This is a genomic window from Cohnella abietis (genome assembly GCF_004295585.1).
In the GTDB taxonomy this organism is placed as follows: Bacteria; Bacillota; Bacilli; order Paenibacillales; family Paenibacillaceae; genus Cohnella; species Cohnella abietis.
This window is the reverse complement of record NZ_AP019400.1, coordinates 1,732,117-1,746,718: the sequence shown is the minus strand read 5'-3', so window position 1 is coordinate 1,746,718 and position 14,602 is coordinate 1,732,117. Positions and strand designations below refer to the sequence as shown.

23 protein-coding genes are annotated in these 14,602 nt (G+C 43.5%); 5 read left to right on the top strand and 18 right to left on the bottom strand.

Features of this window, described 5'->3' with window-relative positions:
- Nucleotides 1–97 precede the first annotated feature (97 nt).
- The 10 genes from KCTCHS21_RS07035 to KCTCHS21_RS06990 form a co-directional block, all read right to left on the bottom strand.
- The gene (locus tag KCTCHS21_RS07035) at nt 98–403 is read right to left on the bottom strand and encodes a hypothetical protein (RefSeq protein ID WP_130606248.1); all 306 of its coding nucleotides are present in this window, start codon (nt 401–403) and stop codon (nt 98–100) included.
- Nucleotides 378–635 (bottom strand): hypothetical protein, encoded by a 258-nt coding sequence (locus tag KCTCHS21_RS07030; RefSeq protein WP_130606246.1) that lies wholly within the window; start codon nt 633–635, stop codon nt 378–380. Before KCTCHS21_RS07030 ends, KCTCHS21_RS07035 begins: the two co-directional genes overlap by 26 nt.
- Nucleotides 632–940 carry a hypothetical protein gene (locus KCTCHS21_RS07025; protein WP_130606244.1) on the bottom strand — a complete coding sequence of 103 codons (309 nt, stop codon included), beginning with the start codon at nt 938–940 and terminating at the stop codon, nt 632–634. Before KCTCHS21_RS07025 ends, KCTCHS21_RS07030 begins: the two co-directional genes overlap by 4 nt.
- The gene (locus KCTCHS21_RS07020; RefSeq protein ID WP_130606242.1) at nt 921–1,784 is read right to left on the bottom strand and encodes a helix-turn-helix domain-containing protein; all 864 of its coding nucleotides are present in this window, start codon (nt 1,782–1,784) and stop codon (nt 921–923) included. Before KCTCHS21_RS07020 ends, KCTCHS21_RS07025 begins: the two co-directional genes overlap by 20 nt.
- A gap of 123 nt (nt 1,785–1,907) precedes the next feature.
- The gene (locus tag KCTCHS21_RS07015) at nt 1,908–2,087 is read right to left on the bottom strand and encodes a hypothetical protein (RefSeq protein WP_130606240.1); all 180 of its coding nucleotides are present in this window, start codon (nt 2,085–2,087) and stop codon (nt 1,908–1,910) included.
- A 14-nt stretch (nt 2,088–2,101) separates the two neighbouring features.
- On the bottom strand, nt 2,102–2,527 hold the full coding sequence (locus KCTCHS21_RS07010; protein ID WP_130606238.1) for a hypothetical protein: 426 nt from the start codon (nt 2,525–2,527) through the stop codon (nt 2,102–2,104).
- A 13-nt stretch (nt 2,528–2,540) separates the two neighbouring features.
- Nucleotides 2,541–2,816 carry a hypothetical protein gene (locus tag KCTCHS21_RS07005; protein ID WP_130606236.1) on the bottom strand — a complete coding sequence of 92 codons (276 nt, stop codon included), beginning with the start codon at nt 2,814–2,816 and terminating at the stop codon, nt 2,541–2,543.
- Entirely contained in the window at nt 2,813–3,139 is a 327-nt protein-coding gene (locus KCTCHS21_RS07000) for a hypothetical protein (RefSeq protein ID WP_130606234.1), read from the bottom strand. The genes KCTCHS21_RS07005 and KCTCHS21_RS07000 overlap by 4 nt, the downstream gene beginning before the upstream one ends.
- Nucleotides 3,140–3,141: 2 nt before the next feature.
- Entirely contained in the window at nt 3,142–3,393 is a 252-nt protein-coding gene (locus KCTCHS21_RS06995; protein WP_130606232.1) for a helix-turn-helix domain-containing protein, read from the bottom strand.
- 269 nt (nt 3,394–3,662) lie between these two features.
- Nucleotides 3,663–3,881, bottom strand: a complete 219-nt coding sequence (locus tag KCTCHS21_RS06990) for a helix-turn-helix transcriptional regulator (protein WP_130606231.1) — start codon at nt 3,879–3,881, stop codon at nt 3,663–3,665.
- A 150-nt stretch (nt 3,882–4,031) separates the two neighbouring features.
- Between KCTCHS21_RS06990 and KCTCHS21_RS06985 the strand changes: the two genes are divergently transcribed.
- The 3 genes from KCTCHS21_RS06985 to KCTCHS21_RS06975 all read left to right on the top strand — a co-directional run bounded on the left by KCTCHS21_RS06985 (nt 4,032) and on the right by KCTCHS21_RS06975 (nt 6,491).
- A complete protein-coding gene (locus KCTCHS21_RS06985; RefSeq protein WP_130606229.1) occupies nt 4,032–4,388 on the top strand; it encodes a helix-turn-helix domain-containing protein in 357 nt (118 codons plus the stop codon).
- Nucleotides 4,389–4,484: 96 nt separating this feature from the next.
- Nucleotides 4,485–5,003 (top strand): ImmA/IrrE family metallo-endopeptidase, encoded by a 519-nt coding sequence (locus tag KCTCHS21_RS06980; RefSeq protein ID WP_157993973.1) that lies wholly within the window; start codon nt 4,485–4,487, stop codon nt 5,001–5,003.
- A 12-nt stretch (nt 5,004–5,015) separates the two neighbouring features.
- Nucleotides 5,016–6,491 (top strand): recombinase family protein, encoded by a 1,476-nt coding sequence (locus tag KCTCHS21_RS06975; RefSeq protein ID WP_130606225.1) that lies wholly within the window; start codon nt 5,016–5,018, stop codon nt 6,489–6,491.
- A 2-nt stretch (nt 6,492–6,493) separates the two neighbouring features.
- On the opposite strand, the gene KCTCHS21_RS06970 is transcribed toward KCTCHS21_RS06975, so the two are convergent.
- The 3 genes from KCTCHS21_RS06970 to KCTCHS21_RS06960 form a co-directional block, all read right to left on the bottom strand.
- Nucleotides 6,494–7,414 (bottom strand): TadA family conjugal transfer-associated ATPase, encoded by a 921-nt coding sequence (locus KCTCHS21_RS06970; protein WP_130606223.1) that lies wholly within the window; start codon nt 7,412–7,414, stop codon nt 6,494–6,496.
- Entirely contained in the window at nt 7,377–8,513 is a 1,137-nt protein-coding gene (locus KCTCHS21_RS06965) for a nucleotide-binding protein (RefSeq protein ID WP_130606221.1), read from the bottom strand. Before KCTCHS21_RS06965 ends, KCTCHS21_RS06970 begins: the two co-directional genes overlap by 38 nt.
- A gap of 143 nt (nt 8,514–8,656) precedes the next feature.
- Entirely contained in the window at nt 8,657–9,790 is a 1,134-nt protein-coding gene (locus tag KCTCHS21_RS06960) for a Gfo/Idh/MocA family protein (protein WP_130606219.1), read from the bottom strand.
- Between the two features lie 152 nt (nt 9,791–9,942).
- Here KCTCHS21_RS06960 and KCTCHS21_RS06955 point away from each other — a divergent pair, with 152 nt between their 5' ends.
- A complete protein-coding gene (locus KCTCHS21_RS06955) occupies nt 9,943–10,845 on the top strand; it encodes an AraC family transcriptional regulator (protein WP_130606217.1) in 903 nt (300 codons plus the stop codon).
- 68 nt (nt 10,846–10,913) lie between these two features.
- On the opposite strand, the gene KCTCHS21_RS06950 is transcribed toward KCTCHS21_RS06955, so the two are convergent.
- Both KCTCHS21_RS06950 and KCTCHS21_RS31085 read right to left on the bottom strand, forming a co-directional pair.
- Nucleotides 10,914–11,501, bottom strand: coding sequence for a guanylate kinase (locus KCTCHS21_RS06950; RefSeq protein ID WP_130606216.1), 588 nt, complete (start codon nt 11,499–11,501; stop codon nt 10,914–10,916).
- 62 nt (nt 11,502–11,563) lie between these two features.
- The gene (locus tag KCTCHS21_RS31085) at nt 11,564–11,773 is read right to left on the bottom strand and encodes a hypothetical protein (RefSeq protein WP_130606214.1); all 210 of its coding nucleotides are present in this window, start codon (nt 11,771–11,773) and stop codon (nt 11,564–11,566) included.
- A gap of 12 nt (nt 11,774–11,785) precedes the next feature.
- Between KCTCHS21_RS31085 and KCTCHS21_RS06940 the strand changes: the two genes are divergently transcribed.
- Nucleotides 11,786–12,325 (top strand): C40 family peptidase, encoded by a 540-nt coding sequence (locus tag KCTCHS21_RS06940; RefSeq protein ID WP_232058111.1) that lies wholly within the window; start codon nt 11,786–11,788, stop codon nt 12,323–12,325.
- A gap of 52 nt (nt 12,326–12,377) precedes the next feature.
- Here the strand turns inward: KCTCHS21_RS06940 and KCTCHS21_RS06935 are convergent, their stop codons facing one another.
- The 3 genes from KCTCHS21_RS06935 to KCTCHS21_RS06925 form a co-directional block, all read right to left on the bottom strand.
- The gene (locus KCTCHS21_RS06935; protein WP_130606212.1) at nt 12,378–13,307 is read right to left on the bottom strand and encodes an SPFH domain-containing protein; all 930 of its coding nucleotides are present in this window, start codon (nt 13,305–13,307) and stop codon (nt 12,378–12,380) included.
- Nucleotides 13,304–13,741: an NfeD family protein gene (locus tag KCTCHS21_RS06930; RefSeq protein WP_130606210.1), complete on the bottom strand. Its 438-nt coding sequence runs from the start codon at nt 13,739–13,741 to the stop codon at nt 13,304–13,306. The genes KCTCHS21_RS06935 and KCTCHS21_RS06930 overlap by 4 nt, the downstream gene beginning before the upstream one ends.
- A gap of 128 nt (nt 13,742–13,869) precedes the next feature.
- A complete protein-coding gene (locus tag KCTCHS21_RS06925; protein WP_130606208.1) occupies nt 13,870–14,562 on the bottom strand; it encodes a copper homeostasis protein CutC in 693 nt (230 codons plus the stop codon).
- Between the last annotated feature and the right edge of the window lie 40 nt (nt 14,563–14,602).

Below are 14,602 nucleotides of genomic sequence, written 5' to 3'. Positions count from 1 at the left end.
GTGTTGATAGCGAAATCAGCTATCTCTTTGCTAATCTCCTGCGAGAAATGTTCGACGAAGTCATGGTAGTGTCCAGCGCCTATTATCTTCGCCATGATCATAAGCCCAAAATATCGTCGAGGTTCAAGGTGGTGTTGGGCGCTGCCGATCCTTCGATACCGAAATATTTCAGCACGATCTCATACCCCTCAGCATCCGTTAATACCGCATGATTCCCGACCTTTTTCTTACTGGCTTCGGCGGCCATCGCACCCAAACTTTTGATGATCGTCTTATCAGCTGCTTGGATCTTCTCCGCATCATTCGGATTTTTGGTTACATGGCTAATTAAGAAGTCCCCTATCACATGTACATACGGATCTTTACTTTCAGCCATCTCATTCCTCAACTTGGCTATTGCCATCCCGTTTTCCCTCCTTGTTTTTATCGCGGTTCTCTTGAGCCACTTGGTTATATAGATCAGCAAATGCTTTGGGAACGAAGCGTCTGATTTGTGTAAGATTAAGTCCTGTCTTCTGCATTTCACCGATCATTTGACGAGTCATATTATCAAGCGACTGTAACTTTTCTCGATATAGCCATTCGAAACTATTCCATACTTCCTGCATGTCATTGCACCGATATTTGTTTTTCATTCATTCCCCGCCACCTTTCGCAGGAGCTGTGCTATTTCATCTCTGTATGGGCGAAAACACTTGTCTTTCATCACATTGAACTCTTCTTGGTTGTCGAAAGTGCATTTCTCATCAAGTGTTGGAAAAAAGAAAAGACCGCTTGAATTGTATTTCAAAACTGTGCCGTAGCAGCGGAATGACCAAAGTAACGTGTGAATATCGTAGGCTCTAGACTTGTCCTCCAGCAATGGAATATAGCGTAGTAGTAATTGCCAGTGTCTTGAGTCAGGAAGATCGGGTCTGGGGTCAATGAGTAGGTATTCCATCTGACCTTGCCCCCTGTCCTGTCCCTTTAAGCTCTCTGGCTAGCTGTAGCATTTGCTCCATTTGCTCTGGTGTTACGACAGTGGCTTGTCCATTATCCTTAGCAACTGGCAACTTAGGTTTGCCACTGCCTGCGTTGCGACCGCTGTATGACTTGCTGTTGCCTGCGCTTGGTGGTCTTTCACCCTTCTCAGGTATGTCCAAGACGTGTGCGACAGTGGTCTTACCTTCGGATATCCAATTCTTGATTGTCTCAACAAAATAATTAAGGTGCTTTTTCTCTGCTGTCTTAATGGCGAGCTCTATTACTCCCGTTTCAACAACTCCGAGATATGCGAATATCGTATCCAGCCCTGCAGCTCCAACTTTTTTTAGTTCATGAGTATTGACGAGATGGAGCAGCCTATCTTTTTCTTTCTCTCTATCAATCCCTAAAGAACTAGAACTTATTAATGGAAGCGGATTGTGCGCGGTTTGTGACTGGCTTTGTGCGCGGTTTGTGACTGGCTTTGAGTCGTTTAGAACGACACTATCCGTTTGTGTTGCACTTTGTGTCTGATTAAACGACTCAAAAGGGTTGATACGGTAAAGCGCTGATAATTGACCTGTTCGGCTTACGAAATCGATTCGTCCAGCTTGCTGCAGGCGATGACGAGCCCTAATGATTGCATCCTTCTTCATACCCGTTTTCGTTGCTAGGGTTGATATAGCTACTGCAAACTCTACTGACCATCCCGTTTTACTGTTAATGTGCATGAGTGCATGCCATAGGTTGATCCCAGAATCAGTCACGGAGTTTGTTTCGAGCCAATCGTAAAAAAGGAATATCTCTCTGCTGTGGTCCATATTTGAATAATCACCCCCTCCATATGGGAGCCTGTTCCCAGCGATATTTAGATGTGGTATAATTGAGGTACAATATTTTGTAATACGCCTGACCTCTTTGGAGCCTTAATCCAAAGAGTTTTTTTATGCCGTCTTCCTGAATACTTGACTATCTAGTAATAGGAGCAGCTCAGATATCTCAGAATTAATAAGATCGATAGCGGCCGGAGTGACCAAAGGGTCTGAATATCCCGGAAACGTACTAAGCCTCCATCTCATTACTTGCAGTTCTGATATCCGTATCTGAATTTCTTCCCTCGACATCCTCTTCACCCCCTCTAAAAATCAAGGTCCTTGATTTTCTGTATCTCTTTCTCAAATTGTTTGGTGTTATGAATAGAAAGCGAGTGCAAATGATCCTTATAGTCGTAGGTAATTTCCTTCTTCACCTCTTGCCAGCGACGATCTGACTCCTCCGATGTGTAGTTTCTGTCCAATTGATAAGTAACGAAATCAAAGTAACCGATGGTGTTATGTGGATTGATGGTTTGTAGTTGAATTCGCGAGCTGCCGTACAAAACAAAAGCTTCAAAACAAACAAAATCATTTTTGAAGAAAAAACAGTGATCATTGAACGGGTGTGGCTCAACAAACTTATCTGTACCGAAAATCGCCTTAAAAAACTTCTTCGCTTTTGTCAAGTTCCACTTGGAACCATATTTCTTGTGATTTAGATCCGCTTGCGAAACCCATTTTCTCCTCAAACCGTTAACCCCCTCAATCTCCAATAGCTCGACGTTCTGGACTGCGCATTCCTGCAACCAAATCATTGCGGCGATCATTGCGGTTTGACTTCCTTATCGAAGCCTTCATGCACTGGAGTTTGTAACGCTCCTTTTCCAATTGACCGCGAAGCTCCCAACTTTTATCCCACAATGCACTGAACACAACTTGACTCTTTCCGGCGTAGCGCTTCATTGCTTCTGCCAGTTCTTCGGTGTTCGTCTCAAGTACACGTACAACTGAATTCTGGATTTCGATAGAATTATTCAAATGATTGCCTCCATTCGTAATTGTTGTTTCTTTTCCTCAAACCATCTGCGACCCTCGGGAGTTCCGTCCGCCCACTTGTGGCAGTCGGTGCATAGATCTACTACATCTTCAGCAGTTGGTTTTTCCTCGGATCTCCAACGCCTTTCAAGGTGTGCTTTGCCGGACGTTCTCTGGCTGTCGCACTTCTCACAGACGCCGTCTGATCGTTCGCGTAGTCGTTTTACTTCCTTTGCTGACAATTCACTGCGCTGACGTCGCGAAAGTTTCCCACGCTTAAATTCTGGTTTCGGGGCTGGAATAAAATCTCCGATAGGTATGAACACAATCACCCCACTCCAACGGCACTTAATAAGTTTTGCAAAATATTGATACCATCCATTCCCATGATGATTGCGACTGCAACAGCTGGCTCGTTGGTTACTTGTACCATTTGCATAAGAGTAGGCACGTCCAGTGTTTGCTTGTCGTTCTCGATCATGCTAATTGCGCTACGCGATACGTGGATTTTTTCCGCGAACTCCTCTTGGCTCCATTTCTTCCTGACGCGCAACGCCTTGACAATCACGCCATAATTCATTTTTCTCACCACCCCTCATTGATAGAAATTCCAACAGACTAAAGGGTGGTCATGATGTTAATCTAATGTTGTACCCGGTGCTACCCACACCCCATGTTGCGACCTGCCGTGTTTGCAGGTTATCTTTTTTAGGCAACCTGCAAACGAATTCTTTCTGAAACCTTAGCCCCATACTTGATGTTCAGTTGCGCCAACAAGCGAATATATTGATTCCATGCTTCTGGGCTTAAACCTGGGTTGTTCATAGGGCAACCTCCTTATTCTGTCATTTAATTGTAAGGAATCGTTTTGTTGCCTTCCTTGTCAAAAAAAAGGGTCCAGTTGAAATCCAATGTATTTCCAATCTTTTTTGCAACTTCCACGCGCGGATCACGTTCGCCGCTTGCGATCATGCCATAATATTGACGTGTTATTTTTGCTCGATTGGCAACTTGCTCATGAGTCATTTTTTTCTCTTTCCTTAAGCGCTCCAACCATTCACGCTCCATTTTCTCACCTCACATGGTAACGTTTTGTTTCCTTATATTCATCATTATACGCAACATAATGTTTCTGTCAACCACTAAATAGCAACTTTTTGTTTCTTTACTTTTAGGCAACAAAAAGTTGCTATATAATGTCTGTATGGGGTGGTTATCATGTTAGGTGAAAGAATTAAGCAATTACGAAAAGAAAAAAAGAAAACACATCAGGACATGGCTGATTTTTTGGGAATCACCCGTCAAGCATATGGTTATTACGAATCAGGCAAGCGAGATGTAGATACTGAAACACTCACGAAGTTAGCCGATTTTTTTGATGTCTCACTCGACTACATGGTTGGTCGAACGGAAGAAAACCACCAAGCACTATCTAAATCTAGCGGACGCGCATACTACGGAGGGGGTGCGGACTGGACAGATGATGAACGTAAGCTCGCTGACGCTGCCGTAGAGGACTGGCGGAGGCGTAAGAAAGAGATGGAAGCAAACATGAATACAAGGAACAAACAATAGGATGCTGAAATTTTTGATTATCACAGGCCCATGCGGGCTTTTCTTTTTCAAATAAAACAGAACATATGTTCTGTTATGGAGTTAAGGAGGAATTATATGCTGCATTGGTACAAACCACCTGACACGGAAAATTTTATTTGTGACCTTTATCAGGCTTTTGGAATTAATTATCCGGGGGAAATGGATTTAGACCTGATCTCTACTATTTGGGGGGTTGATATTCAATTCTATGATGGACGACCATTCACTCAGTGGGACGATGAAGGTGCTGTCATCATGCTTACAAAGGGTTCTCGCGAGCAAGATATCCGCGCAACATTTTTCCATGAGCTCTGTCACCCAGCCAAGCACGCAGGTAATCAGGATGAGCTCCCACATTTATTTAGAGAATTACAAGAGATTCAAGCAGGTCACTTTCAGCTGATATCTGCAATGCCCTACTATCTTCTGCCTGAGCCTGTACCTCTCTGGGAAGAATATGCTCGAATAATTGCAGAAACATTTAAGGTGCCATATGAGTTGGCTGAACGGCGTGTCGATCACATTATTAGTCGAATGGGACAAGAATATCTATATTTAAGAAAATACATACCACAATGGCGTGTCTATGCATAAGGAGTTGTTTATATGAGAGTAGTTTTATATATTCGGGTTAGTACAGAAGAACAAGCTAATGAAGGATACTCTATCCGAGCTCAAAAAAATCAGTTAATAGATTATTGTCGAGTTAATGGTTATGAAATTGTGAAAATATGTATTGATGATGGATACTCCGCAAAAAACACCAAGCGGCCGCGCTTACAAGAGGTTTTAACTCTAGCTCAAAATAAAGAAATCGATGCAGTTGTGGTATATAAACTTGATCGTTTTACTCGATCAGTTAAAGATCTCTACGAGTTATTAGAAGACCTTCAATCTAATGGAGTAGGGTTTATCTCCCGGCAAGAGAAATTCGACACAACCACTGCTATGGGTCGTGCAATGATAGGTATCCTCGGGGTATTTGCTCAATTTGAAAGAGAGCTAATTGCTGAACGTGTCCGCCTTGGTATGGAGCAAAAAGTAAAAGAAGGGAAGCGACCTGGCGGGAAGTACCCTTTCGGGTATACCTCAACTGGTCTATTGATTGGGGAGGAAGCTAACTATATTAAGATGGTACGTAGCTTATACATGTCCGGAATGAGCTATCAAGCCATAGCAGCACAAATGTTTAATGAAGGTATTGTCCGTAGGAACGGGGAGTGGACCGCCACAAATGTAGCGTTAACTCTAGAGAACCCCTTCTATGCCGGAATCATAAGATTTGGATCTAAGATGGCCAACGGTAAATATCCACAGCGAAAGCGCGAGGAACGGGTTGATGTTATTGAGGTAATTGGATCTCATGAAGCCATCTGGACTGTAGAAGAGTTTAAGGAACATATTCTTCGTATGCGTAGGCGGTCTAATGGAGGAAACTCTCGTAAAGCTATTTATTGGTTTAATGGCGTGCTGCGGTGTGGTAGATGTGGTGCTTCAATGTATGGTAGATCAACAACCAAACGGAGTCGTGTGGATGGTAAAGAATTGTTGGGCACATTTTATTGGTGCGCTAAACGTAAGGAGAATAAGAGTTGTAATCAACCAATGTTCCGGCAGAAGCATGTCGAACACTTAATTAAGGAACATATTAAAAATATCCGTGTGGAGATGGATCAAGTTAAAGAATATCAAACCGAAATTGATGAACGTGAATCTGAAAAAAAGAAGGAGGTAGCAAAATTAAAGCGAGAACTTGAAAAAGTAAAATCACGAATCAAGAAGTGGCAATATGCATTTGCGGAAGATTTAATTGATGAAAACGATCTGCGGTTGCGGATGGATGAAGAACATATTGCAGAGCAAGGAATTAATAATAAATTGGAACTCGTTACAGGAGTAAGTGTCCAAACTCCAGATCAATTATTCCAACTAATTGATTTATGGGATGATATGAATGACATAGAAAAGCAACAAGTCATTGGAGTGATGTTTGATAGAATAGTCCTTATTACTGAAGAGGAGAATGTAAAGGGTGTAAAGAATGCCTATTTTCCGGCAACTGTTAAGGTTTCTTTCAGATGAAATCACATGCTTTTTATACACGATACTCTACCTTCATGTCCAGAGTTCATCGCTTGAAGCATATCTAATGCCTCAGCACCTCTAACCTCTCCGACAATGATTCGATTAGGGCGCATCCTTAATGATGTACGAATTAAATCGCGTATACCGATCTGCCCCTTACCCTCGCTATTCGCGTTACGCGTCTCAAGCGAGACGAGATTAGACACTCCTCGGATTTGCAGCTCGGCAGCATCTTCAATGGTAATTACCCTCTCATGTGAGGGAATCCATTGAGATAGCGCATTAAGGAAAGTAGTCTTGCCAGAGCCTGTCCCTCCGCTAATGAACAAATTATATTTGGCTGCAACTAGCTGTTGAAGAAAATCGGCAGCTTCTTGGGATATGGCTTCCATCTCTAATAAATCCTTCATGCCTAGAGGGTTCTTGGGAAAACGACGAATAGTGACAGTCGGTCCCTTCAAGGCAATTGGAGGTAGAACAACATTCACTCTTGAGCCATCCGGTAGCCGAGCATCCACGATAGGAGAGGATTCATTCACAATTCGATTCACCCTTCCCACCATGCTCTGGATGAGATCCTCCAATCTCTCTGAGCTCTCGAAGCCGAGATTAACCGGCTGTAGCTCCCCTCTTCTTTCAATATAAATTTCATCGTATGAATTAATCATTATTTCCGTAATTTCGGTATCCTCGAGTAAAGGCTGCAAAGCATCTAGACCACGAAAGGAATGAAATAGCCTCGTGACAGCTGAATTCCGTTCCCCTGCCGTCATCCGGCGTGTCCGCTCCCTGCGGAAAAGCTCACTCTCAATTAATTGGCGCAGCTCATCATCTGTTACAGAGCTGTCCCATGACAGCCGCGATCTTACGGCCTCCCTTAACTCAGCAAGCTCCCCTAATGTGAGACCGCTGAATTCCATGTCCTTCCTCCCTTCTCCGTTTGGTATTAACAGTGCTGCTCTCAATTCTTAGTAGTGCAAGCAGCTGTTCCACCGCTCCGCAGTAGGCCGGAGAGCCTAATAATCTTCCGGGTTGATCAACCGTCTTCCATTGGGGAATGTACGGCAAGGTCGCTGAAGGCTTACCCCCAGGTAGGTTCCAACGGTTAACCATGCTGCCGTTTCCTTTATTAAGGGCAAAAATTATTTTGCTCATATTCTCTCCAAGCTTATTGTGCCAATGGTTAAGCAGCTTCTCTGTCTTTAGCATTAACTGAGCATCATCCGCCGTCAGCCAAATGACACGATCGCTCATTTGAACTAAGCTGCAATGCCAATCTCCCGCTCCAGAGTCTGGATCAATGACAATCAGATCATATTTTCCTGTAGCCTTAAGTCCTTCTATGAATGTCATCATTAACTCAGAGGTCAAAGCTAGTCGTTCTCCGGGATGGTCAGTAGCGTCGAGATAATCGGTACGTAATTGTGGCTGATGGCGGCAAAGCTCCTTAAGCATCTCCCCCCACTTCTCTGGATATGCCTGCAACGAATAGAGTAATCGTGACAAGCTATCTGGCTCACCTTTACCAAATAGAAGTGAGGTTGCATTTAATGCTTCCAAGTTCAAGTAAAAGGTACGCACTCCACGTTCCCCTGCTTGGCGAATTAAATTTAAGGCAACTGTAGTCTTACCTACACCTCCAGAGGCCGAAAATAAAGTGACAACCTGACAGCTGGAATCTGGCAAGACGTTCCCCCCAGACAATCCTCCCCTGATGCCTGATAAAATCGCTGGCAATGGCTGATATTGAACCACTTCCTGCCACTTGCCACCGCGATTTTTATCCCTCTCTTCAACCAACGCTACGATTTTCCCAACCCTGTCACTTAATGAGGCCACCTCAAGCAGCATATCGATCTGTCCTATGAGTAGATCAATAACACCGCTACCCTGAAGCTCCCTTCGTAATGCACTCTCATGCGTGAAAGCAGCAATATCCCAATTCGGTTCTTCCTCCCGCAAATAATCGGCCAGCTTGGCGGTATATTCACGTTGCATTGCAGCAAGCACAACTCTCATGGCCATCCCCCTCTCCAGCTCAAAAAATATAAAAAAACCGCAAACCCCGACGTCAGAACGTCAGAATTTGCGGTGCTTCCGCTAAACTTTTTTTGATGTAGAGATAAGATACCATGAGTTTCCAATTTCGTCAATATGCCCAGTTAATTCCATTCTATATTTTGAAAAGTATTCGTGTTTGCCGATTCGTTAGCCTTCAAGCATAACAACGCGCTTAGGAGACCATCGTTAAGCGTTGTTACAGATTTCTCTGCTCCACGCACAATTTGCAAATAATTATTAACGAGCATATGATCCCCACCGCCGTGTCCGTCAAAGGCATTAATATCAAGCTGATGCGTCTCAACTCTCGGCTCGTGATGCATAAATATTTTAAGCTCACCGGTGTACCAATCAAACTCCAATGTTCCTTTGTATCCCAGCAGCCTTGCTCCACGCTTCTCAGCCCCGCGTCGTGCAAAGAAATTTTGCGAATAATTCACATGCATGCCTGACTCGTAACGGAGGAGTGCACTTCCGGAATCCTCGTTTCCAGTATCTACTGCAAAGCTGCAATAATCGCCGCGGTCCAAATTAGCTTTCTTAATGGTGCTTTCCTCACAAGAATGCTTTTCATCACAATTAATGCACTTTAATCCTGCAGGCTTGTTGCCCTTAAATATTTGTTTCGATTTCATTGCACATACTGCAATCGGCTTATGTCCAACTAAATAATTAATATAATCGAAATCATGTGTCGCCTTCTGCAAAAATAACCCGCCAGTTATACTGTCGTCTCTATACCAAGAATGGTAGTATACGCCACCGTAAGGCACATTATTAATAGCCTGCACATGCTCAACTGTTCCTATTTTGCCTGAATCGATAATTTCCTTAGCCAGCTTAACAAGCGGTGTATTCCTTAGCGGAAAAGAGACAACAACCTCTGATTTGGAGTTTTCGAAGCCCGTTTTCAATCGATATAGATCCTCATAGGTCGTCGCCACTGGCTTCTCCAAATATAAAGGCAGATTTAACTTAAGAACTTTAAGTGCCATCTCGGTATGCAAATTACAGCGAGTCCCTATAATAACACCATCAAGCTTCATGCTTCGAAGCATCTCATCTGCATCCTCGAAAAAAACAATTTCATCAGACTCTCCAGCAGGTAGCTTAGATTTAATTCCTTCTATATTGGGGTCCGCAATTGCAACTATTCGACAGTCGGGATCTGATTTCGATATATTCCCGAAGATGCTGCTAATCCTTAGTCCATAGCCAATAACACCGATTTTCATGATCATTTCCCCTTTTTCTATATGATATAAACTTACTCATTGTCGATAATCTTAATGAAATGCTATCATAAGATAATAAAGAAGTATTTGTTCGTATTCGATAGAAAGTTGTCATATATCGACTTTCTATCACAAGAGGAAAGGACTACCAAATGGAATTCAATAATCTTCCAACTCGCATCCTCAATAACCGTGAAATCTCCCCCAGCATTCATTGGGCACAATATCAGCATGTGACTAAGATGTATGGTATAACACGGCGTCTGTACGACTTTGAGATTATGTATGTAATCTCTGGCGAGATGAAGGTTATCTTCGACGAAGAGCAAGAAGCAATCATTTATTATCCAGGTGATCTTCTATTTCTGCATTCCGCTACGGAGCATCGTATTGAAATCGTACCTGATTCTGGAGCTAGGCTCTTAGGTATCCATTTTGATTTTTACGACGAATTGGAAATGACCTCGGATATTAACATGGTTGTCGATGAGGAACGAGTTTATGCGGATCTATTCTGTAGCTTGCCTTTGGGTAGCAGCGGTGAGAACCTCTTTGCCCGCCTTTATCCATCTATTACAGGTGAAATTGTGAAATGGATGGAATACATCTATGAGGAATTTAATGCCTGTAAGCCCGGATTTGAATTAGCTTGCAGAGGAACAATGCTGCTTATCATTTCTGCTCTCATTAGACAGCAGCCCGTAGCGGGACGATCCCTACCCTCGATTTATCACGAGGCATTAGCCAATCTAAGAGATGAGTTAAGCAGCAAGCTGAATTTATCATGGGCTAATGCGGATATGGCACGTCGGCTCAGTGTAAGCGAGGATCATTTTATTCGGCTGTTTAAGGAAAGCTATGGCATGACCCCCAACCAATACTTACAGCACTTACGCCATCAGGAAGCCAAACGGTGCTTAAGAGAATCGGATATGAAAGTCGAGCTCATTGGTAAACATATTGGATACGAGAGCCTGCACCATTTCAGTCATGCTTTCAAAAAATGGCAGGGCGTTTCCCCAAGAGACTATCGGAAGATGTGCAATATTCTCTGACTGCGCCACTCGAATAATTAAAAAACCGGGAGCTCCAACGCAAAGCGTCAGAATTCCCGGTTTCCTATTTAGTCCTTATCCACCAAATCACGCTGGAGATAGGCTTCCAACGTATTTGTTATCTCGTAGGTTGTTTGCCCCAAGTCGTAATTTTCAAATGCATGCTCGCAGGTGGTGCGATTCCCCATCTCCAGGTCATAGTAATTGAGATGTGCAGTGATTACATCCTCCGTTAACCCCGCGTTACGCTCTCGCTCCTCTACCGTTCGTCGATCGGCATAGAGGAATAATCGGATAACTTTATCACCATAAATCTTCTTTAGTATACTTGCGCCCTCATAATTCAAGATTAGATAAACAGAGCCCTTCTGGTACAGGTTATTCTCAATATCGACACTACGAATTCCGTACAGATGACCGGATATTTCGACGCTTTCTAGAAACTCTCCCTGCCGCTCCATCTCCCTGTACGCCTCATGAGTAATAAAATGATAATCCTGTCCATTCACTTCCCCTGGCCGTGGATTTCTCGTGACGAAGGAAATAACTTTGTCCATTCCAAAAGTATGTCCTACTGCCTCAGCAACTGACTTTCGACCTGATCCATCCGGCCCCGTGAAGACAATAATTTTGTCCCGATCCTTTAGCTCGTACATCCGCACCATCTCCTTAATAAAAAAGATGAATCCATTAAGTATGCAGAATTATCCGATAATTATTAATTATAGAAGATATTATGACTTAGCGTCAATTGGGAGCCAAGAATAATCCGATTATCGCTCATTCCCTCTCGAAATCGTCTGATTTCATCATTTTTAATTGTACCAGGACAAGCTAGACCACTTATTCCCAACATTAAGAAACGCTTAAAATCCAATAGCGGGACAAGCAGCATGCTATACTTCCATTCGTCACCTATTACACCCACAGGAGGTTTGATATGACTAATAAATCCCATATCAAAAAAATAATTGTCGGCGCTACATGCTTCATTATAATTGCAACAGGAAGTGGTATTGCTGGACAGCAAACTTCCTATGCAGCGACTACATCCGCTGTCACACAAAATAGTGTCGCTACCGCTAGCGCGACATCCGCGCAGAAGAAAGATGCTGTTATCGCCTTTTCCAAAAAGCTCATGGGAAAAGTAAAATATAAATTCGGAGTCAATAACACTAAGAAATTATGGTTTGATTGCTCATCCTTCACAAAATACGTATTTGCATCTCAAGGAATTAGTTTGAAGTGGGGCTCAGTGGCCCAAAGTAAGCAAGGCGTATACGTCGCCAAGAAAAACCTGCAAAAGGGCGATCTTGTGTTCTTCAGCGTCTCAACGCCGGGAAAAATTAATCATGTTGGAATCTACATCGGCAATGGTCAATTTATTCAGAATACAATTGGTGGCTCCGTAAACGGTGTTATTATCAGTGACCTAAGCAAATATTCAAGCCGGTATATTACAGCTAGACGCGTAGGTTAGATTAAAGAAACCCCGCTTTCTTATTGACAGGCGGGGTTTCAACTTTTACATACTAGTCGGTTTTCTTGGCTTTAAATACTTCTCCAATCGCTCCGATGCTTCCTAGTGTATCCACTACGCTTACGGGCAGAAACACCTTATTTGCAGGACCCTTCGCTATCTCACTGAGAGCTTCAAACGAGCGATATGCGAGAACATTCTCGTCCAGTCCAGCCGAGCGTAGCAATTCAATTCTAGCCTTCTCTGCCTCAGCTATGGCTAAAATGGCTTTCGCCTGTCCTAGTGCCTCTAGCTCTTGAGCTTGGCGTAGACCTTCTGCCTGACGAATACGGGCTTCCTTCTCCCCTTCAGCTTTGAGAATTTTACTTTGCTTATCTCCCTCTGAGCGTAAAATCACGTCCTGTTTGGCAGCTTCCGCCTCCAACACGACAGCGCGTTTACTACGTTCTGCTTTCATTTGCTTATCCATGGCCTCTTGGATATCCGTTGGGGGCTTAATATCAAGAACCTCTACCCGTTCAATCCGTACGCCCCACTTTTCAGTGGCTTCATCAAGAGCAAGCCTAATATTTGATGAGATTCTCTCCCGCCCAGACAGTGTTTCATCGAGCTCCATATTACCTATAATTTGACGAAGCGTTGCCGTTGTAATATTTCGAACCCCATAGACGTAGTCAGATATGCCATATGTAGCCTGATCAGGGGCAACGATTTGATAAAAAATAATCGTATCGATCTGTACTTGAACATTATCCTTCGTTATAACTGTCTGTGGGGGAACATTCGCTTGTTGAATTCGCAAATCGTGGTATACACGCACATTGTCAATGAACGGAACCAGAATGTTAACTCCAGGTGTGAGAAGGCGATTAAACTTACCCAATCTCTCCACTACGCCTACCCGCTGCTGCGGTACAATCTTGATCGACAAAATAACGATAAGAATAATAACGATAAGTATCAAAAAAACGACATAGATCATTCCCTTGAGCCTCCCCATTCTTGAACTTCCAGCACTGTAGTGCCCCGACTAATGACCCTAATAGAGTCATCTTTGCTTAGAGTATCCATTGAGGTGGCACTCCACAATTCATTGCCCACTTTTACAATTCCCGGAGAACCTGGAGATATTGATTCCACTACGACTCCTTGCTTCCCTACCATCTCTTGAATTGCATCTCGATAACCTCGTGATTCTCGAAATCTCCGTGTTAATGGCTTAGTAAACACAGTAAGCACTAACGCCGCTGCGCCGCCTGATAATGCCTGCAATGCGAACCAATCAGGAACGAGAAGAGCGATCAATGCCGCAATTACAGCCCCTATACTGAGCCAGAGCAAATAAAATGTAAATGTTAGCATCTCCGCAATGAGCAATATGCCGCCGATGATTAGCCAGATGGCCCACCATTCCATTTTCCTCGCCCCTTTCCCCCTCATACATCTTTACGAGATTATAGGCGTCATTAGTACAAAAAAAAGCCTCCCTAGGACCAAAAATCCCTAGGAAAGCCATTAAACTTATCATCTACTACTAGAAAATATCAGGCCCTAGCCTGAAGGCTATCTGCTAATAAACGCATCTGCACCGAATCAATTGGTTCAAGACCGCTACGATTTATTCTGACTGCAGAGCCAAAGTGTACCTCTGTAACACTAGTTTGTTCAATAAACGAATGAATACCTTCCACCTGCAGACCATGTCCTGCGAGAATCGTCATATGACTTCCTCTCACTTCCTCCACCAGCCGCCTGATTTCCGGTATTGCCTCGAAGGCCGGCTTAACACCACCTGAGGTGAGAACCCGGTTAATGGCTGGATATTTCATAAGCGTCTTGATTCCAGCGATTTGATCCTGCAGCTCGTCAAAAGCACGATGAAAGGTCACATTCATCCCCGCAGTTAATCCAAGCATTGTTTCTAAAAAACGCTCATCAATTAAGTTGTCCGCCGTTAGCGCCCCAATGACAACACCCGCAGCTCCCACTGAGGAAATAGCTTTAATCTCTGAAGCCATCGTTACAATATCATAAGAATCATAAACAAAGGACCTACTGTGTGGCCTAACCATGACATGAACAGGAATATTAACCGTCCGAACAACCTGTTCAACCATACCAATGCCTGGCGTAAGCCCTCCTTCTGTAATGGAGGTAATAAGCTCTAACCGGTTTGCACCATTTTCCTCGGCTATTATAGCATCCTGCAAGCATGTCGCGATAACTTCTATAATCATAAATTTATTCTCCTGTTAGTTCCACTACGAGGCTAATCAT